At 43.4% G+C, this 21,194-nt stretch carries 13 protein-coding genes, 1 tRNA gene and 1 pseudogene; 13 read left to right on the top strand and 2 right to left on the bottom strand.

Features of this window, described 5'->3' with window-relative positions:
- Positions 1–69: 69 nt before the first annotated feature.
- Together QL229_RS19390 and QL229_RS19385 are read right to left on the bottom strand one after the other, a co-directional pair.
- Positions 70–1,203: a CsgG/HfaB family protein gene (locus QL229_RS19390; RefSeq protein ID WP_281547323.1), complete on the bottom strand. Its 1,134-nt coding sequence runs from the start codon at positions 1,201–1,203 to the stop codon at positions 70–72.
- Positions 1,204–1,327: 124 nt separating this feature from the next.
- Entirely contained in the window at positions 1,328–5,287 is a 3,960-nt protein-coding gene (locus tag QL229_RS19385) for a hybrid sensor histidine kinase/response regulator transcription factor (protein ID WP_281547322.1), read from the bottom strand.
- A gap of 166 nt (positions 5,288–5,453) precedes the next feature.
- Here QL229_RS19385 and QL229_RS19380 point away from each other — a divergent pair.
- The 13 genes and pseudogenes from QL229_RS19380 to QL229_RS19320 form a co-directional block, all read left to right on the top strand.
- Positions 5,454–5,530: transfer RNA gene (locus QL229_RS19380), tRNA-Trp, on the top strand.
- A 129-nt stretch (positions 5,531–5,659) separates the two neighbouring features.
- Positions 5,660–6,037, top strand: coding sequence for a preprotein translocase subunit SecE (gene secE / locus QL229_RS19375; protein WP_135922811.1), 378 nt, complete (start codon positions 5,660–5,662; stop codon positions 6,035–6,037).
- Positions 6,038–6,041: 4 nt separating this feature from the next.
- Complete coding sequence (nusG, locus tag QL229_RS19370) at positions 6,042–6,599, top strand: transcription termination/antitermination protein NusG (RefSeq protein WP_036971577.1); 558 nt, start codon at positions 6,042–6,044, stop codon at positions 6,597–6,599.
- A gap of 214 nt (positions 6,600–6,813) precedes the next feature.
- The gene (gene rplK, locus QL229_RS19365; RefSeq protein ID WP_036971575.1) at positions 6,814–7,242 is read left to right on the top strand and encodes a 50S ribosomal protein L11; all 429 of its coding nucleotides are present in this window, start codon (positions 6,814–6,816) and stop codon (positions 7,240–7,242) included.
- A 4-nt stretch (positions 7,243–7,246) separates the two neighbouring features.
- The gene (gene rplA, locus QL229_RS19360; protein WP_135922810.1) at positions 7,247–7,951 is read left to right on the top strand and encodes a 50S ribosomal protein L1; all 705 of its coding nucleotides are present in this window, start codon (positions 7,247–7,249) and stop codon (positions 7,949–7,951) included.
- Positions 7,952–8,272: 321 nt separating this feature from the next.
- Positions 8,273–8,767, top strand: a complete 495-nt coding sequence (gene rplJ / locus QL229_RS19355) for a 50S ribosomal protein L10 (RefSeq protein WP_135922809.1) — start codon at positions 8,273–8,275, stop codon at positions 8,765–8,767.
- A gap of 81 nt (positions 8,768–8,848) precedes the next feature.
- A complete protein-coding gene (gene rplL / locus QL229_RS19350; protein ID WP_135922808.1) occupies positions 8,849–9,211 on the top strand; it encodes a 50S ribosomal protein L7/L12 in 363 nt (120 codons plus the stop codon).
- A 272-nt stretch (positions 9,212–9,483) separates the two neighbouring features.
- Positions 9,484–13,509: a DNA-directed RNA polymerase subunit beta gene (rpoB, locus tag QL229_RS19345; protein ID WP_135922807.1), complete on the top strand. Its 4,026-nt coding sequence runs from the start codon at positions 9,484–9,486 to the stop codon at positions 13,507–13,509.
- A 97-nt stretch (positions 13,510–13,606) separates the two neighbouring features.
- Positions 13,607–17,779 (top strand): DNA-directed RNA polymerase subunit beta', encoded by a 4,173-nt coding sequence (gene rpoC, locus QL229_RS19340; protein ID WP_135922806.1) that lies wholly within the window; start codon positions 13,607–13,609, stop codon positions 17,777–17,779.
- Positions 17,780–17,972: 193 nt separating this feature from the next.
- Entirely contained in the window at positions 17,973–18,347 is a 375-nt protein-coding gene (gene rpsL, locus QL229_RS19335) for a 30S ribosomal protein S12 (protein WP_002958885.1), read from the top strand.
- A 97-nt stretch (positions 18,348–18,444) separates the two neighbouring features.
- Entirely contained in the window at positions 18,445–18,915 is a 471-nt protein-coding gene (gene rpsG, locus QL229_RS19330; RefSeq protein WP_054554834.1) for a 30S ribosomal protein S7, read from the top strand.
- A 27-nt stretch (positions 18,916–18,942) separates the two neighbouring features.
- Positions 18,943–21,057, top strand: a complete 2,115-nt coding sequence (gene fusA / locus QL229_RS19325; RefSeq protein WP_135922805.1) for an elongation factor G — start codon at positions 18,943–18,945, stop codon at positions 21,055–21,057.
- 60 nt (positions 21,058–21,117) lie between these two features.
- Positions 21,118–21,194 (top strand): annotated as a pseudogene (locus QL229_RS19320) (elongation factor Tu); the annotation flags it as partial.

Below are 21,194 nucleotides of genomic sequence, written 5' to 3'. Positions count from 1 at the left end.
AGGTTAGTGTAGTGAAGGCGCCAATAAAAACGGTGATACAGCCAGTGCTAACACTGGCTGTAAGTTTACTCAGTCAAATTTAAACATACTACCTAAGCTTTCTAAGTGTGACTTGTTGGTTTTGGCAATACACTGTGTATCATCAAGAGATTTTTTAGTTGCTTCATCTGCAAGCCCCGTCACTTTTAGCTTATTTTCTTGCTGATACTCAGTGAGAGCAATCACAGTGGCTTGATCATACTTTACGTCTTCAACGTCAAATTCTTCATAGTGTGGTTGCTGCTTCAAGTAACCTAAACACACTAAATTGAGTCGTGACATCGCCAGGTCTGTTTTTTCATAGTAAGGCATTCTGTGACTCGGAACAGTAACCGATGCTATTGGCGCTTTAGCCGGTGCTGCAGCTGTGGTTACTTTTAGTGGTGCAGGGGCCTTGTAGCCAGCTGCTATGGTGTTGTCGCTATTATAACGATAATAAGTTGTGGGCACTTTTGACTCTAAGAATTCAACGGCTTTTACAATTACTTCGCGCAATGCTTTTTCTTTTGGCGTGTTTGACCAGCCACTTAAATTTCCACCGACAAGTGCACCGCCAAAGTTAGTCGCTGCTGATGTGAAATCGAAGTCTTTACTGCCACCTTCAACGCTGGTTGCGGCTAGAATTCGCGAGGTGCGGGTATCAATTAGGCGTAAATCAATGGCCATGTGTGAGCCTGAGAAACCAGCCGATACTGAACTAAATACATCACCAATAAAACCACCGCTGCCTACACTGGCACCTGAACTATCATCATCGAACTCAGTAACCGCTGCAACTACTACGATTTCGGCACCTTCGATTTCACCATAAGCTGCTCCTGATGCTGCACTTACGCGCCCAGAAACAGCAAGGTCTTGCTCAGATAACACCGCATCGAGTGCTTGTCTTTCTAAAACAATAAATCGATTGGTACTGACTAATGCGGTTGTTAATTGATCTGCCATACCTTCACCAATTTCTTTTCGCCACCAACGCGAATCATTTGATTTATCGGTAAAGCGGGCTACAGCGATGCGAGCTTTTGGGCCGTTATATTGTTGCTGTGCGACTTCATTTACATTTGGACTATTTTTATTACTTGTTGATGTCGACGTGGTTTGACATGCACTCAGTGCTGCTGCAAATAACGTTAGCGAGATCGCCTTGTGTGTTTTTGTGAGCATATGATTTTCCTTAACTGATATCTCATGCAGAAAACTGGCTAACAACAATGTGTGAGCTGTTTGAATTTTTATGGATATAAAGTAGGTAAATCAGTGGTTTGTTAATAGTACTCAGACGAAAACTTTATTCACTGACGCGAAAATCTGCTTGTTTTGTATATTTTTCTCGGTATTGCTTTGGTGATATCCCATATTGCACTTTGAAGCTTCTTGCGAAGTAGCTTTGTGAACTAAAACCGTTATTTTGGGCAACTTGACCTATTGAGTATGAGCTATTAATAAGCTGCTTTGCTGCTAGTTCAATGCGTGTATTACGTAAATAATCTGAAGGAGTGAGGGAGTAGAGTGATTTCATCTTCAGCTGTAAAGCGCGAGCACTCATACACATTGCTGCGGCAAGCTGTTCAACTGAAAATCCTTCATCTTGATAGTGGGCTAACACCACTTGCTTGAGTTTTTCAGTAAAGCAGTAGTCTTTGTTTTGCACTACCATAGTGTCTGCGGGGCTCGTTGCTATGGGGGCGGCTAGTTGTGCAGCTAAGTGTTGATTTAATAGCTGGCGTAAACTTATCAGACTTTTAACGCGGCTGATCAAAAGAGTCGGTTCGAAAGGCTTACTCAAAAAGTCATCAGCTAACAAGTCAAGCCCTTTTAAGCGGCTTTGCGTATCTGCTTTTGCAGATAAAAGTAACACTGGGACATGGCTGGTGGCAGGATTTTCACGTAGTTTAGCCAGTAGCTGATAACCATCCATAACTGGCATCATCACATCACTAATAATGAGATCTGGTAATTCATCTTGGCAAAGGGAAATCGCGTGTTGGCCATCAGCAGCACAAAGGCAGTTAAATTCTTGATTAAATAAGCTGAACAGTAGCTGTGTCATATCATGATTGTCTTCAACAATGAGAAGGGTTTGTTTAGCACTGTGATGTTCTAAGGTCGTTTTGCTCTGGTTGGTGTTCATAACAACCGGCAATGAAACACTAAAGCAGCTACCTTTACCCATCTCGCTGTGAAGTGTTATTTCTCCTCCATATGCTTCCACAAGTTGTTTTACTAATGTTAGGCCGATACCACTGCCTGATTCGATGGACGCTACACGTGTAAAGCGCTTAAAAACCTGATGCTGATCCTCAACAGCAATACCTATTCCGGTGTCGGTTATATTTATTATGGCTTGTTGCTGATTAACCGTTAGGCTTACGCTGACACTGCCACCTTCAGGAGTGTACTTTAAGGCGTTATTGATTAAGTTACTAAAAATAGAATGGGCGTGATTAGGTGCAATATTCGTCGCACATAATAAATGATCATTATCTTGAAAACTAAACTGTAAGTTTTTTTGCGCAAATAGCGGGGCGAAGTCTTGCGTAAGCTCGGTTAAAAAACGTGCTAATGAATATGGAGAAACAGTGTACACAGCAGTACTTGGTCGTTTGCTTAATTGCAGTAATTGATTAATCAGTTCAAGTAACCGTTGGCTGTTGCGTTTAATACTCGCAAGGTGTGTTTGTGATTGCGTGTCCTGATGTTGCTGTTGCAACTGACTGACAGGGGCAAGGATTAAACTCAGGGGCGTTTTTAGCTCATGACTAATGTTATCTAAGAATTGATCTTTTAATTTGTTTAACGCCACTTCTTTTTGTTTGTCTTGCTCAGCTAGTTTGCGTTTGTAAATTGCATTTAATAGTGACCAAGCTACGCTCAATACGGCAAGAAAATAAACCACGTATGCAATGGGGCTTTGCCACCAGGGCGGCACAACGGTCAGTGTTAATAAAGACTTGGTTTGACTCCATTGTCCATACTGATCTTTTGCTTTAATTAGTAGTTCATATTGCCCAGCAGGGAGTTGTGGATAATTGACTTGGCGAAGACTTGCGTCTGTATAGAGAAACTGCTCATCAAAACCTGCTAATTTATAGCCATATTGATAATGGTTTGGGTTTGCTGGATTTTGTAGAGCGCTAAACTTAAACCCGATGACTCCAGATGATTGCGGCAGAGAAAGCGTGTTAGTGGCATTTATAAGCAAATCAGATTGCTGATCAAAGTAACGCGTCTCAATCGCTTGGTTGTTGAGCAGCAACTCAGTTAAAACTGGGGTAGGTGGCGTATGAGTTAAATCTAACTGCTCAGGATAAAAGTGGTTAAAGCCATTGATGCCACCAAAATAGAGTTCGCCATCAGCAGCTTGAAAGCTCGCGCCGAGGATAAAAGATTGATGCTGAATACCTTGTTCGGGTAAAAATTGCTGTATTTTGCTGGTATGCGGTTGATAGCGGGATAAGCCACCATTTGTAGCAAGCCAAAGGTAACCCTGTTTATCAGCTAAAATATCAAAAATATTGTCATTTGCCAGACCATGTTGCTCTGTTATGTGCTTAACGGCAAAGGTCTGTTTGTCGACTTTATTTAGCCCTTGCATAGTGCCAACCCAAATAGTGTTTTTATTATCCAGTAATAAAGAGGTGACCATATTATGGCTGAGCGCATTTTGTTCTACTGAAGAAGAACGATCATTAAGGAGTGTAAAGTGCTCTGTGTCTATATCTAACTTGTTGAGTCCAGCACGCGTGCCTATCCAAAGCGCATTGTCATCATGATCATAAGCGAGTGTAAAAACAGTGTTGTTAGCTAGGCTGTTACGAGTAGGGTCATGTTGGAAGTGGCGGACACTTCCTGTGCTCGGGTCAAAGCGGGTAAGACCTTGGTTGCTGCCAAGCCAAAGTATATCGTTACCGTTACTCGCAATTGCGTAGACACGATTACTGCTTAACTGATGACTCTGCATCGAGAAGACCGCAAAGTCATCGCTGTCTTGTTGGTATTTAAGTAACCCGCCACCATAGGTTCCTATCCATAATTGCTGTTTATTATCTTCGTGCAGAGCAAAAATATTACTATTAGGGAGTTGAGACTTATAGTTTTTATAGCCATTTTCAGTTCGTAGATTAAGCCCGTCGCGAGTACCTACCCACAACTGGCCATTGCTGCGTTTGATAATAGCGCGAATAAAGTTGTGCCTAAGAGAATCAGCATTGAGAGTTTTTGTTTGATGAGAAAATTGCTGTTGAGAAGGATTGTAGCGCTGCACCCCAAAGCCATCACTACCAATCCATATAACGCCTTGAGGATCTTGATAAACTGACAATAAATAATCACTTTTCAACGAGTTTGTCAGTTGTGCGTCATGTCGATATTGCACTATATCCTGATGAATATTTTTGTCTGCTTCAAGAAAATAAATGCCTTTTCCATAACTTGTGATCCAAAGATTATTACTGCTATCAATTAAACTATCAGTGATCCAGACACCATTAAATTGTGCAATCTCATTGGTCGTGTCGTTTTTTGGCTCGAGCAGGTATAAGCCGTGTTTAGCGCCTACCAAAAGTTGCTGGTTTGCTAAAAGGTTGATGTGCCATAGTGCCGAGGTGATAGTGGCATGCTGTTCAAACTGTTTTGTAACACTATTGAACTTTATTAAGCCATGGCTGGTGGCAAGCCACAACTGGTTATTGCTTGTAACTATATCGCGAATAACAATATTTGGATTACCTGAGAGCTTGATTTGGAAATGTTCAACCTGCTGTTTAGGTAAATTAAACATCGTTAATTTACCTTGTTCATGGCCAAGCCACAGGTTGTCGAACTTATCAAACGCCATTGACCAGATTTTATCATCGCTAAGCGGCAGCAGTGAGCTGGACGAAGTATATGTGCTGAATTGCCCTGTTGTTTTATCTAAGCGGTTTAATCCTTTACTTGCAGTAGCAAACCAAAGCTGATTATCTTTATCTTGTAGACATGCGGTGACCCAATTACCTGAAATACTGCCTTTTAAGCCTGTTGCTTTAAAACGTTTAAATTCGTAACCATCAAATCGATTTAAACCACCTTGGGTTGCAAACCACGTGAACCCTTGTGCATCGTTGATACTACAATTGATGGAGTTTTGGCTTAGCCCTTGTTGACTATCGAAGCTACTTAAATGCAGAGGACGAGCGCTGACTGAGTAACAAATCAGTAGCGTAATAGAGCAAAAAAAACGAAATAATAGGCTATGTTGAGCAGTCAAATTGAACGTCCATTTATTGTAATTGTTCCTATATCGGGTTGATGATAAACTGCTTTTTAATCAATGTTAATATTGATTTTTAATTCAGCAGGTGAGAATTTAACTTATGGGTATCTTTTACACTTGTGTTAATGAATTGCGTAAGTATAATAGGCATCCACTTTGCAGGGGCGTAGTTCCAATTGGTAGAACAGCGGTCTCCAAAACCGACGGTTGGGAGTTCGAATCTCTCCGCCCCTGCCACTTTTACACAATGTGTGAAGTCTGAAATTAAAAATCGGTTTAAACAAGTCTGTTTTTAAGTTTAGATTTTAATGGATTAACCCTGCCAGTGCGCAGGGTTGTTGTGTCTGTAGTTAAGGTAAAAATATTATGAGCACGAATGTAGAAACTCCATCGAATGCGATGGATTCAGTAAAGTGGATTGTAGCTATTGCGCTACTAGCAGGCGCAGTCGTTGGTAACCACATGTATGCAGACCAATCTGTATTATTACGTGCTATTGGTGTAGTGGTTGCTGTTGCAGCGGGTTTAGGCATTGCCTCACTAACTGAAAAAGGTCGTACTTTTATTGCATTTGCAAAAGAAGCACGTATCGAAGTACGTAAAGTTGTGTGGCCAACACGCCAAGAAACAACACATACGACATTAATTGTAATGGTTGCAACTGTGATTATGGCACTTATCCTTTGGGGATTAGATGGCATTTTATTCCGCGCAGTAGGCTTTTTAACTGGATTGGAGATCTAATCCCATGTCGGATGAGAAGAACGAAAAGAAACTACGTTGGTACGTAGTACAAGCTTTCTCTGGTTATGAGAAGCGTGTAGCACAAACCATTCTTGAGCATATCAAGATCGAAGGTTTGGAAGATAGTTTTGGTGAAGTATTAGTACCAACTGAAGAAGTTGTTGAGATGCGTGCAGGTCAAAAGCGCAAATCTGAGCGTAAATTCTTCCCAGGTTACGTACTAGTTCAAATGGACATGAACGATGCAAGCTGGCACTTAGTAAATAGCACAGCACGTGTTATGGGCTTCATTGGTGGTACGTCTGATCGTCCTGCGCCAATTAGCCAAAAAGAAGCTGACCGCATCTTAAACCGTCTTCAAGAAAACTCAGAAGCACCTAAGCCGGCTACATTATTTGAGCCAGGTGAAGTTGTTCGTGTTATCGATGGTCCGTTTGCAGACTTCAGCGGTGTTGTTGAAGAAGTGGATTACGAAAAGAGCCGCGTAAAAGTGTCTGTGCTTATCTTCGGTCGTTCGACACCTGTTGAGCTTGAGTTTGGTCAAGTTGAACAAGACAAGTAAGTAAAAAATTAAAGCTGCCAAAATCGTTTAATATTTTGGCAATAAGCTTGAAAAAGGCCGCTGATTAACTTATAATCAGCGGCCTTTTTGTGTTAGGGCAAGTTGCGACTTGTTTTTATCACGAAAAGTGAGAACCAATTTTTAAACTGGGAAGCCGTTAGAGTACGCGTCCTCGCGCGCACAAGGCTATGACCCACCAAATGAGGTATTTATTATGGCTAAAAAAGTTGAAGCTATTATCAAGCTACAAGTTGCCGCTGGTATGGCTAACCCTAGTCCTCCAGTAGGTCCAGCACTAGGTCAACACGGTGTAAACATCATGGAATTCTGTAAAGCGTTCAACGCACGTACAGAGTCTATCGAAAAAGGCGCTCCAGTTCCTGTAGTGATCTCTGTTTACGGTGACCGTTCTTTCACGTTCGAAATGAAAACTCCACCGGCTGCTTACTTACTTAAGAAAGCTGCAGGCATCAAATCAGGCTCAGGCCGTCCTAACACTGAAAAAGTGGGTACAGTTACACGTGCTCAACTTGAAGAAATCGTTGAGACAAAACGACCTGATCTTACAGCGGCTGATATGGACGCTGCGGTTCGCACTATCGCAGGTTCTGCGCGTGCGATGGGCTTGAACGTAGAGGACTAAGATAATGGCAAAATTAACTAAACGTATGCGTACAATCCGCGAAAAAGTGGATGCGACTAAAGATTACGAAATCAATGAAGCAGTTGCTCTTTTAAAAGAGTTAGCGACAGCTAAATTCGTAGAAAGTGTTGACGTTGCTGTTAACCTTGGTATCGATGCTCGTAAATCTGACCAAAACGTTCGTGGTGCTACTGTACTACCTAACGGTACTGGTCGTGAAGTTCGTGTTGCTGTATTCACACAAGGCGCTAACGCAGACGCTGCGAAAGAAGCTGGTGCTGAATTAGTGGGCATGGAAGATCTTGCTGATCTAGTTAAGAAAGGCGAGATGAACTTTGACGTTGTTGTTGCATCTCCAGACGCTATGCGTGTTGTTGGTCAACTAGGTCAAATCTTAGGTCCACGTGGTCTAATGCCAAACCCTAAAACTGGTACTGTAACGCCTAACGTTGCAGAAGCAGTTAAAAACGCGAAAGCAGGTCAAGTTCGTTACCGTAACGACAAGAACGGTATCATCCATACTACTATCGGTAAGGTTGATTTCACTGCTGAGCAACTTCAACAAAACCTTGAAGCTCTTATTGTTGCGCTTAAGAAGGCTAAACCTTCTCAAGCAAAAGGTACTTACGTGAAGAAAGTAACTATCTCTACAACAATGGGCGCAGGTGTTGCTGTTGACCAAAACTCACTAAGCACGACTGTTGCTTAATTAAGAGTTTACATGGCGTGAAATTTGAACTATAATTTTGCGCCATTTTGTTGAGAAAGTTAATTTCAAAACAAGTAAAGAATTCGGGTTGAAGTCCATAATTTCGTAATGCCTTCGGGTAAAAACGATAAATTGGGCTTCCGTCCAAGACCGTAGGCGGCCCTAGGCCTTAATCATTTTACCTACGTAGACGGTGTGAATCCCCAGATAGATTTTTCCTAATCTTCTGGCTCTCGCCGTAAAAAGCATCTCCATCATTGATGGGGAAGAGTAGAACAGGGAAGCCAATATCGGCGACCCATTAAACCAGGAGTAACACCCATGGCTTTAAATCTTCAAGGCAAAAAAGCAATTGTTGCTGAAGTCAACGAAGCAGCCACTGGTGCTCTTTCTGCAGTTGTTGCAGATTCTCGTGGTGTAACAGTTGGTGCTATCACTGCCCTTCGTAAAGAAGCTCGTGAAGCTGGTGTATGGATGAAAGTTGTTCGTAACACTCTAGCTAAACGTGCTGTTGAAGGTACAGATTTTGAGTGCCTTTCTGACTCATTTGTTGGTCCAAGCTTAATCGCTTTCTCTTCAGAGCACCCTGGTGCTGCTGCGCGTATCTTCTCAGATTTCGCGAAGAAGAACGAGAAATTCGAAGTTAAGACGGCTGCATTTGAAGGTAACGTAGTAGACGCAGCTATGCTAGCAACTCTACCTACTTACGACGAAGCTGTTGCACGCTTAATGAGCGCTATGAAAGAAGCGTCTGCAGGTAAATTGTGTAAAACAATTGAAGCAGTACGTGTACAGAAAGAAGAGCAAGCTGCTTAATTTTAAGCTGTTTTTTTGTTCACTTTCGGTGTAATATTTTTTTTGGACTAAAATTAGTCCGTAATAATTAGGAAATTTGTAATGTCTGTAACTAAAGACCAAATCCTTGATGCTATTGCTGAAATGTCAGTAATGGACGTTGTTGCTCTAGTTGAAGCAATGGAAGAAAAATTCGGCGTAACTGCAGCTGCTGCTGTTGTTGCTGGTCCAGCTGCTGAAGCTGCTGAAGAGAAGACTGAGTTCGACGTAATCCTTGCTGGCGCTGGCGCTAACAAGGTTGCAGCTATCAAAGCTGTACGTGGTGCAACTGGTCTTGGCCTTAAAGAAGCTAAAGCACTTGTTGAATCAGCTCCTGCACCTATCAAAGAAGGTGTATCTAAAGAAGAAGCTGAAGCACTTAAGAAAGATCTTGAAGAAGCTGGTGCTGAAGTTGAGATCAAGTAATCTAGCTTACGCTAGGTTCGCTGCCTGAGAAATCAGGCAAGGGCTGGTGATTATTTAATCACCGGCCTTTTTGCGCTATAGAGCGACACAATCCTGTAGCGCAAATAAAATCTAATTTTCTCTTTACTTTCAAGTTGTTACCTCTTTTGGTGTTGAAAGTGGCAGAGCAAAATAGAACAACAATTTAATGTTGTACATCTTGGCATAGATGCCAGTTAAGTCTGTTCTTACAAGAACAGGTCGGGTCAAAGATCAGCAAGCTGAGGAACCCCATGGCTTACTCTTATTCTGAAAAGAAACGTATCCGTAAGGATTTTGGTAAACGTCCACAAGTTTTGGATATACCTTTCTTACTGTCGACGCAGTTAGAATCGTTTAAAAAATTCTTAGTCCCTGACGCTGATGGCGATCACGGTTTGGAAGCTGCTTTCCGTTCTGTGTTTCCGATCAAAAGCTACTCGGGAAATTCTGAGCTTCAATACGTAAGTTATCGTATTGGTGAGCCAGTATTCGATGTAAAAGAATGTCAAATTCGCGGTGTGACTTATTCTGCTCCACTTCGCGTAAAATTGCGTCTTGTGGTGATGGACAAAGAAGCACCAGGCACAGTTAAAGACATTAAAGAGCAAGAAGTTTACATGGGCGAAATTCCGCTCATGACTGATACCGGTACCTTTGTAATCAATGGTACAGAGCGTGTTATCGTTTCTCAGCTACACCGTAGCCCTGGTGTATTCTTTGATAACGACCGCGGTAAAACTCACTCGTCAGGTAAAGTACTTTATAACGCGCGTGTAATTCCTTACCGTGGTTCATGGTTAGACTTCGAGTTTGATGCAAAAGATAACCTATATGTACGTATTGACCGTCGTCGTAAATTACCGGCGTCTATCATCTTACGTGCACTAGAGTTCTCTACAGAAGAAATCCTAGATATCTTCTTTGATACTACTGCGTTTGAAGTTACTGACGGTAAAGTTCTTATGGAACTTGTACCTTCACGTTTACGTGGTGAAACTGCCGCTTTTGATATCAAGAGCGATGACGGTGAAGTCCTTGTTGAAGCGGGTCGTCGTATTACTGCGCGTCACATCAAGAACATCGAGAAAAAAGGTATTAACCAATTAGAAGTACCTCACGAGTACATCATTGGTCGTGTTGTAGCTAGAAACTACGTTGACGAGTCAACGGGTGAGATCATCGCAAATGCGAATGACGAGCTATCACTTGAGCTAATGGCTGAATTGGTTAAAGCAGGTCACACTAAGATTGATACACTATATATCAACGAAGTGGACAGCGGCGCCTACATGTCAGATACATTACGTATCGACACAACAAGCAACCGTTTAGAAGCATTAGTAGAAATTTATCGCATGATGCGCCCAGGCGAGCCACCGACGAAAGACGCGGCTGAAGCCTTATTTGATAACTTGTTCTTCTCTGAAGAGCGTTACGATTTATCAACAGTTGGTCGTATGAAGTTCAATAGCCGTGTAGGTTATGACACTGATACAGGCCCTGGCACATTATCGAAAGAAGACATCGTAGCTGTTATGAAAGTGCTTATCGCTATTCGTAACGGTGTTGGCGATGTTGATGATATCGACCACTTAGGCAACCGTCGTATCCGTAGTGTTGGCGAAATGGCTGAGAACCAATTCCGCGTTGGTCTAGTACGTGTTGAGCGTGCTGTACGTGAGCGTTTAAGCTTAGGTGACCTTGACGCTGTAATGCCACAAGATCTAATTAACGCTAAGCCAATCTCGGCAGCGGTTAAAGAGTTCTTCGGTTCATCTCAGTTATCACAGTTCATGGACCAAAATAACCCGCTTTCAGAAGTAACGCACAAGCGTCGTATTTCTGCATTAGGCCCGGGTGGTTTAACACGTGAACGCGCTGGCTTCGAAGTTCGAGACGTTCACGTAACTCACTATGGTCGTGTATGTCCAATCGAAACGCCTGAGGGTCCAAACATCGGTCTAATTAACTCATTGTCTACGTACGCACGTACGAATGACTATGGTTTCTTAGAAACACCTTACCGTAAAGTGGTAAATGGTGTAGTTACTGATGAAGTAGATTACTTATCAGCCATTGAAGAAGGTCAGTTTGTTATCGCTCAGGCGAACTCAAACTTGAACGAAAACAATGAGTTTGTTGATGAACTAATTCCATGTCGTCACAAAGGTGAATCAACCTTTATGGGCAAAATGGATCAGCAATATATGGACGTATCACCACAACAGGTGATCTCTGTAGCGGCAGCACTTATCCCGTTCCTAGAACACGATGATGCTAACCGTGCATTGATGGGTTCAAACATGCAACGTCAAGCAGTACCAACACTTATCGCGGACAAGCCGCTGGTAGGTACAGGTATTGAGCTTACACTAGCAAAAGACTCTGGTGTAACTATCGTTGCTAAGCGTGGTGGTGAAGTAATGTATGCGGACGCAAGCCGCATCGTTGTAAATGTACATGAAGATGAGCGTATTCCTGGTGAAGCGGGCATCGATATTTACAACCTTACTAAGTACACACGCTCAAACCAAAATACATGTATTAACCAAAAGCCAACTTGTATGGTTGGTGAGCCGGTAACACGTGGTGACGTATTAGCAGATGGTCCTTCGACTGACTTAGGTGACTTAGCACTTGGTCAAAACCTTCGCGTGGCATTCATGCCATGGAACGGTTATAACTTCGAGGATTCAATCCTACTATCTGAGCGCGTAGTTCAAGAAGATCGTCTAACGACTATCCACATTCAAGAACTACAATGTATCGCACGTGATACTAAATTAGGTCCAGAAGAGATCACAGCAGATATCCCTAACGTAGGTGAATCTGCACTAGGCAAGCTTGATGAATCAGGCGTTGTTTATATCGGTGCTGAAGTTAAAGGCGGCGATATCCTAGTAGGTAAAGTGACTCCGAAAGGCGAAACGCAATTAACACCTGAAGAAAAGCTACTACGTGCTATCTTCGGTGAGAAAGCGTCAGACGTTAAAGACAGCTCTTTACGTGTACCAAACTCTGTAACTGGTACTGTAATCGACGTACAAGTTTTCACCCGTGACGGTGTTGAAAAAGATAAGCGTGCGTTAGAAGTTGAAGACATGCAGCTTCGCGAAGCGAAGAAAGACTTCAACGAAGAGTTCCGTATCTTAGAAGCTGGTGTATTAGACCGTGCTCGTAAGTTACTTATTGACGCAGGTCTGAGCGCAGATTCAATTGCATCACTAAATGCTGAAAAGCTGCTTACGCAAAGCCTTGCTGAAGAAGACAAGCAAGCTGAACTTGAGCAACTAGCTGCTCAGTACGATGAGCTTAAAGCTGAATACGATAAGAAGTTTGAAAACAAACGTCGTAAGATCACTCAAGGTGATGACTTAGCACCAGGCGTACTTAAGATTGTTAAAGTATACCTAGCTGTTAAACGTCGTATCCAACCGGGTGATAAGATGGCGGGTCGTCACGGTAACAAAGGTGTTATCTCGACTATCGTACCAGTTGAAGATATGCCATACGATGACAAAGGTCGTACGGTAGACATCGTTCTGAACCCGCTAGGTGTACCATCACGTATGAACATCGGTCAGATCCTAGAAACACATATGGGTCTTGCTGCACGTGGTGTGGGTGAGCGCTTAGAAGAAATGATGAAAGAGCAGCGTGAACTGCACGAAATCCGTAGCTTCGTTAAGAAAGTTTACGAATTAGGTGATTGTCGTCAGAAAGTTGATATCGACTCGTTCTCTGATGATGAAGTTCGTCGCTTAGCTGAAAACTTGAAAGGTGGTTTACCGATCGCAACTCCAGCCTTTGATGGTGCTCGTGAAAGCGAGATCAAAGACTTACTAGAGCTTGGTGGTTATCCAAGAAGCGGTCAAGTTACACTTTATGATGGCCGTACTGGCGATCAGTTTGAACGTCAAGTAACTGTTGGTTACATGTACATGCTGAAACTTAACCACTTGGTTGATGACAAGATGCACGCACGTTCAACTGGTTCTTATAGCCTTGTTACTCAGCAGCCGCTGGGTGGTAAAGCTCAGTTCGGTGGCCAGCGTTTCGGTGAGATGGAGGTGTGGGCACTAGAAGCATACGGTGCTGCATATACTCTACAAGAAATGCTAACAGTGAAATCGGATGACGTGAACGGTCGTACTAAGATGTATAAGAACATCGTAGATGGTAACCATAAGATGGAACCAGGTATGCCAGAATCGTTCAACGTATTGTTGAAAGAAATCCGCTCACTGGGTATCAACATCGAGTTGGAAGAAAATTAAGCCATTTAGGTGCGGCGTAAGCCGCACCTGTTAGGCCGAATAGAATGTAGGGGCGATTGGTTCGCCCTCAAGATTAACCTCCGACAGGAGAGCTAAGGTGAAAGACTTACTTAAGTTTCTGAAGCAACAAAATAAGACCGAAGAATTCGATGCAATTCGCATTGGTCTTGCTTCGCCAGATATGGTTCGTTCATGGTCATACGGTGAAGTAAAGAAACCTGAGACAATCAACTACCGTACTTTCAAGCCTGAGCGCGACGGCTTATTCTGTGCCCGTATCTTCGGCCCAGTGAAAGATTATGAGTGTTTATGTGGTAAATATAAGCGCCTTAAGCACCGTGGTGTTATTTGTGAAAAGTGTGGCGTTGAAGTAACGCTGACTAAAGTGCGTCGTGACCGTATGGGTCATATTGAGCTTGCTAGCCCAGTTGCGCACATTTGGTTCTTAAAATCATTACCGTCACGTATCGGCTTAATGCTAGACATGACACTTCGTGACATCGAGCGCGTACTTTACTTCGAATCATTCGTAGTAACTGAGCCTGGTATGACAACGCTTGAGCGTGGTCAGCTTTTAGGTGAAGAAGAGTACCTAGATGCACTTGAAGAGCACGGTGATGAGTTTGAAGCGAAGATGGGTGCTGAAGCAGTATTAGACTTGCTTCGTGAACTTGATCTTGGCCAATTAATTGCTGAAATGCGTGAAGAGTTACCAACAATTAACTCTGAAACTAAGCGTAAGAAGATCACTAAACGTCTTAAATTAATGGAATCTTTCCACCAATCAGGTAACAACCCTGAGTGGATGATCATGACTGTACTTCCAGTACTTCCACCTGATCTACGTCCATTAGTACCACTAGACGGTGGTCGTTTTGCGACTTCTGATCTGAATGACCTTTACCGTCGTGTTATTAACCGTAATAACCGTCTTAAGCGTCTATTAGATCTAGCAGCACCAGACATTATCGTACGCAACGAAAAACGTATGTTACAAGAAGCGGTAGATGCGCTACTTGATAACGGTCGTCGCGGTCGTGCGATCACAGGTTCTAACAAACGTCCTCTTAAATCGCTTGCTGATATGATCAAAGGTAAGCAAGGTCGTTTCCGTCAGAACTTACTTGGTAAACGTGTAGATTACTCTGGCCGTTCTGTAATCACAGTAGGTCCTACGCTTAAACTACACCAGTGTGGTCTTCCTAAGAAGATGGCACTTGAGCTATTCAAACCATTTATCTATGGCAAACTAGAGCGTCGCGGCATGGCTACGACTATCAAAGCAGCTAAGAAGATGGTTGAGCGTGAAGTGGCAGAAGTATGGGATGTATTAGACGAAGTAATTCGTGAACATCCAGTATTACTTAACCGTGCACCAACACTTCACCGTTTGGGTATCCAAGCGTTCGAACCTGTGCTTATCGAAGGTAAAGCGATCCATTTACACCCATTAGTTTGTGCGGCGTACAACGCTGACTTCGATGGTGACCAAATGGCGGTACACGTACCGTTAACGCTTGAAGCACAGTTAGAAGCACGTGCTCTAATGATGTCTACAAACAACATCCTATCTCCAGCGAATGGTGAGCCAATCATCGTTCCTTCACAGGACGTTGTATTAGGTCTTTACTACATGACGCGTGATCGCATCAATGCGAAAGGCGAAGGTACTGTATTTAAAGATCCTAAAGAAGCTGAAAAAGCATACCGCAGCGGTAACGCTGAGTTACATGCACGCGTAAAAGTACGTATCAGCGAGACAATTAGCTCTGAAGATGGTGATGCAGTTGAGCAAGTATCTATTGTTGAAACAACAGTAGGTCGTGCGATTCTTTCACTAATCCTACCTAAAGGCATGCCGTTTGAGTTAATCAACCAAGCCCTAGGTAAGAAACAAATTTCTGGCTTATTAAACGAGTGTTACCGTCGTCTAGGTCTTAAAGATACTGTTATCTTTGCTGACCAAGTAATGTACACCGGTTTCCACTACGCAATGAAGTCAGGTGTTTCAATCGGTATCGATGACTTAGTTATCCCACCGGTTAAAGCAGAAATCATTGAATCAGCGGAAGCTGAAGTAACTGAAATCAACCAACAATTCCAATCAGGTCTTGTAACGGCTGGTGAAAAGTACAATAAAGTTATCGATATCTGGTCACGTGTAAATGAAAACTTATCACGTGAGATGATGGCGAACTTATCAAAAGACACTGTAATCAACGCGAAAGGCGAAGAAGAAGAGCAATCTTCATTTAACTCAGTGTTTATGATGGCAGACTCAGGTGCACGTGGTAGCGCCGCTCAGATCCGTCAGTTAGCGGGTATGCGTGGTCTAATGGCACGTCCAGATGGTTCAATCATCGAGACACCAATCACGGCGAACTTCCGTGAAGGTCTAAACGTACTACAGTACTTCATCTCGACGCACGGTGCGCGTAAAGGTCTTGCCGATACAGCACTTAAAACAGCAAACTCGGGTTACTTAACGCGTCGTCTAGTAGACGTTGCACAAGACTTAGTAATCAACGAAGACGATTGTGGCACAGAAGATGGCTTAACAATGAAACCGCTTATCGAAGGTGGTGACGTTGTAGAAGCACTTCGCGAACGTGTTCTTGGTCGTGTTGTTGCTGAAGATGTATTAATCCCTGGTACAAACGAAGTACTTGTTGAGCGTAACATCATGCTTGACGAAAAACTGTGTGACCTTTTAGAAGAGCACTCAGTGGATGAAGTACGCGTTCGTTCAGTAATCACTTGTGATAATGACTTTGGTGTATGTGCTAAGTGTTACGGTCGTGACCTTGCGCGTGGCCACATCATCAACCCAGGTGAGTCAGTAGGTGTTATCGCGGCACAATCAATCGGTGAGCCGGGTACACAGCTTACGATGCGTACCTTCCACATCGGTGGTGCGGCATCTCGAGCGTCTGCTGAAAACAGTGTACAAGTTAAAACTAACGGTACATTGAAGTTACACAATGCGAAGTACGTATTAAACACAGACGGTAAGATTGTTATCACGTCTCGTTCAACAGAGATCACTATCATCGATAGCTTTGGTCGTGAGAAAGAGCGTTATAAAGTTCCTTACGGTGCGGTGTTAACTGTACAAGATAATGCAGAAGTTCAAGGTAACGATATCGTTGCAACTTGGGATCCGCATAGTCACCCAATCGTTCTTGAGCACAAGTCAAAAATCTCGTTCAGCGACATTGATGACTCAAATACCGAAGCACAAACAGACGAGTTAACTGGTTTAACACGTGTGGTTGTTAAAGACTTAGGTAAAGCGAATGCGAAAGAACCTAAACTAATCATCGAAAGCGATGAGCGTGGTCTGCAAGAAACACGTCTACCTTCATTCACAACGATTGAAGTAACAGACGGTGCAACTGCAAACCCAGGTGACGTACTTGCACGTATTCCGCAAGAAGGTTCGAAAACTCGTGACATCACGGGTGGTCTACCTCGCGTAGCTGACTTATTCGAAGCACGTAAACCGAAAGATCCTGCAATCCTTGCAGAAATCACAGGTACTATTAGCTTCGGTAAAGAAACTAAAGGTAAGAAGCGTCTTGTAATCACTCCAGCTGAGGGTGACGCATACGAAGAGATGATCCCTAAATGGCGTCAACTTAACGTGTTCGAAGGTGAGCAAGTGTCTAAAGGTGAGGTTATCGCCGATGGTCCAGAATCACCACATGACATCTTACGCCTACGTGGTGTAACTCATGTAGCTAACTACATCGTTAACGAAGTGCAAGAGGTTTACCGCTTGCAAGGCGTTAAGATCAATGACAAGCACATTGAGACAATTATTCGTCAGATGCTACGTAAATGTATCATCCTTGACGGCGGTGACACTGAGTTCTTAGCCGGTGAACAAGTTGAAGTGGCACGCGTAAATATCGCGAACCGTGAGCTTGAAAAGCAAGGCAAGATCCCAGCTAAATTTGAAATCCAATTAATGGGTATCACTAAAGCGTCACTTGCAACCGAATCTTTCATCTCAGCAGCGTCATTCCAGGAGACAACACGTGTCCTAACTGAAGCAGCTGTAAATGGTAAGAGCGATGAGCTTCGTGGTCTTAAAGAGAACGTAATCGTGGGTCGTCTGATCCCAGCTGGTACAGGCTTTGCGTATCACCAAGACCGTTTGAACCGTCGCAAGCAAGGTGAAATCGTTGAAGAGCAAACAGTAAGCGCTGAAGAGGCAACTCAAGCACTAACTGATGCACTTAACGCAGATATCTCTGGAAACCAATAATCTCAACTTAATCAATGGATTAAGAAATCGTAAGGCAGTTATCTGCTGCCTTACGATGAGTTAAGGTTGACAGGTTAAACTTTGCTCATTAAAATTCCGCCACCCATTTGCCTGCACGTTTAGTAACGAGCATGTAAACAGGGCGGATTTTTTTATTTTTTCAGTAGTAATTTTAATTTCAGGAGCTATTTAAATGGCAACTATTAACCAGCTAGTGCGTAAGCCACGTCGTAGCAAGGTTACTAAAAGTAACTCAGCTGCGCTTAAAGCGTGTCCGCAAAAGCGTGGTGTATGTACTCGTGTATATACAACTACACCTAAGAAACCAAACTCTGCATTACGTAAAGTAGCGCGTGTTCGTTTAACAAACGGTTTCGAAGTAACATCTTACATCGGTGGTGAAGGCCACAACCTACAAGAGCACAGTGTAATCCTTATCCGTGGTGGTCGTGTTAAAGACTTACCAGGTGTGCGTTTCCACACTGTACGTGGTGCACTTGACTGTGCAGGCGTTAGCGACCGTCGTCAAGCTCGCTCTAAATACGGTGCTAAACGCCCTAAGGGCTAATGGTTCTCCGTTAGTAAGGCCAAGCACTAAATTTTTAAATTAATTGTTTTGGGTATTGACTCTAAAAGAGCAAACCTGAAGATACCGGAGATACAAAATGCCTAGAAGACGCGTAATAGGTCAACGTAAAATTCTTCCAGATCCTAAGTTCGGATCGGAACTTCTTGCTAAATTCGTTAACGTAGTAATGTTAGACGGCAAGAAATCTACTGCTGAAAAAATCGTTTATGGTGCGTTAGACGTGGCTGCTGAGAAATCAGGCAAGTCGCACCTAGAAATCTTTGAAGCTGCACTTGAAAACGTTCGCCCACAGGTAGAGGTTAAATCTCGCCGTGTTGGTGGTTCAACGTACCAAGTACCAGTTGAAGTACGTCCAGTACGTCGCAACGCATTAGGTATGCGTTGGTTAGTAGACGCTGCACGTAAGCGTGGCGAAAAATCTATGGGCTTACGTTTAGCTCAAGAAATCGTTGACGCTGCTGACAACAAAGGCACTGCGGTTAAGAAACGTGAAGACGTTCACCGTATGGCTGAAGCGAATAAAGCATTCGCTCATTACCGTTGGTAATCTGTCCTTAACCTTTAAGAGGATCATATGGCACGTACAACTCCACTTGAGCGCTATCGCAATATCGGTATTTGCGCTCACGTAGATGCAGGTAAAACCACAACAACAGAACGTGTTCTGTTCTACACAGGTCTTTCTCATAAGATCGGTGAAGTACATGATGGTGCTGCAACTATGGATTGGATGGAGCAGGAACAAGAGCGTGGTATCACAATCACTTCTGCTGCAACAACGTGTTTCTGGAAAGGGATGGACGCTCAATTTGACGACCATCGTATCAATATCATTGATACTCCAGGACACGTAGATTTCACTATCGAAGTAGAGCGTTCTTTACGCGTACTAGATGGTGCGGTAGTTGTTCTTTGTGCTTCATCTGGTGTACAGCCGCAAACTGAGACAGTTTGGCGTCAAGCGAACAAATACGAAGTTCCTCGCATGATCTTCGTAAATAAAATGGATCGCACTGGCGCTGACTTCTTAACAGTGGTTAGCCAGGTGAAATCTCGTCTTGGAGCAACGCCTGTTCCAATTCAGCTACCAATTGGTGCTGAAGACGACTTTAAAGGTGTTATTGACCTTATTAAGATGAAAGCCATTAACTGGAATGCCGAAGATCAAGGCATGACTTTCTCTTATGAGGCAATTCCGGCAGAACTTCTTGAGCTTGCAGAAGAATGGCGTTCTCACTTAGTTGAGAGCGCTGCTGAAGCCTCAGAAGAACTAATGGATAAATATCTAGAAGGTGAAGAACTGACTGAAGCTGAAATTAAAGCAGCTTTACGTCAGCGTACATTAGCAAACGAAATTGTTCCAATGACGTGTGGTAGTGCATTTAAAAATAAAGGTGTTCAAGCTGTGCTTGATGCCGTTATTGAATATATGCCTGCACCAACACAAGTGAAACAAATCCAAGGTATCTTAGAAGATGGTACCGAGGATGAACGTCCTGCTGATGACAACGCACCGTTTGCCGCACTTGCTTTTAAGATTGCGACAGACCCGTTCGTTGGCACCTTGACCTTCTTCCGTGTTTACTCTGGTACTGTTAAACAGGGTGACGCGGTATACAACCCAGTTAAAAGTAAGCGTGAGCGACTTGGTCGTATCGTTCAGATGCATTCAAACTCACGTGAAGAGATCAAAGTAGTCTACGCAGGCGACATCGCAGCGGCTATTGGTCTTAAAGACGTAACAACAGGTGAAACACTGTGTGATCCGAACTCAATCATTACGCTTGAGCGTATGGAGTTCCCAGAACCAGTTATCTCTGTTGCGGTTGAGCCTCGCACAATCGCTGACCAAGATAAGATGGGTATCGCGTTAGGTAAACTAGCGGCAGAAGATCCGTCTTTCAGAGTACAAACTGACGAAGAATCAGGCCAGACTATTATTTCTGGTATGGGTGAACTTCACCTTGATATCATTGTCGACCGTATGAAACGTGAATTCAGTGTTGAATGTAACGTTGGTAAGCCGCAGGTAGCATACCGTGAAGCTATCCGTTCAGCTGTTGAAGTTGAAGGGAAGTTCGTACGTCAATCAGGTGGTCGTGGTCAATATGGTCACGTCTGGCTTAAACTTGAACCGATGGATATTTCGGAAAATGATGCGCCAATTTACGAGTTCGTTAACGAAGTTGTTGGTGGTGCGGTTCCTAAAGAATACATCCCTGCGGTAGATAAAGGCATCCAAGAGCAAATGGCTCAAGGTGTGCTGGCAGGCTACCCATTACTTGGCGTTAAAGCGACTCTATTTGATGGTTCATTCCATGATGTAGACTCGAATGAGATGGCATTTAAGATTGCAGGTTCAATGGCGATGAAGAAAGGTGCGCTTGAAGCAAACCCAGCTCTTCTAGAACCAGTAATGAAGGTTGAAGTTATCACTCCTGAAGAAAACATGGGTGATGTAGTTGGTGACTTAAATCGTCGCCGCGGCATGATCGAAGGCATGGAAGAAGCATTCGGTGGTCTTAAGCAAATTAATGCGCAAGTCCCACTTTCTGAAATGTTTGGTTATGCAACTGATCTGCGATCTGCAACACAAGGCCGTGCATCTTACTCTATGGAGTTTTTGAAGTATGCAGAAGCCGCTAAGAACGTTGCAGATGCAATAATTGCAGCTCGCGCTGTTATATGATTTAGCTTGTCTGGCCCAATAGTGGGTCAGGCGTTAATTTCTTTATAGGAATTTTTTAAGATGGCAAAAGAAAAGTTTGAACGCGTAAAACCGCACGTAAACGTTGGTACAATCGGCCACGTTGACCACGGTAAAAC

The organism is Pseudoalteromonas sp. PAR1 (assembly GCF_947311895.1).
Classification (GTDB): Bacteria; Pseudomonadota; Gammaproteobacteria; order Enterobacterales; family Alteromonadaceae; genus Pseudoalteromonas; species Pseudoalteromonas lipolytica_C.
This window is presented reverse-complemented; position numbering and strand designations above follow the sequence as displayed.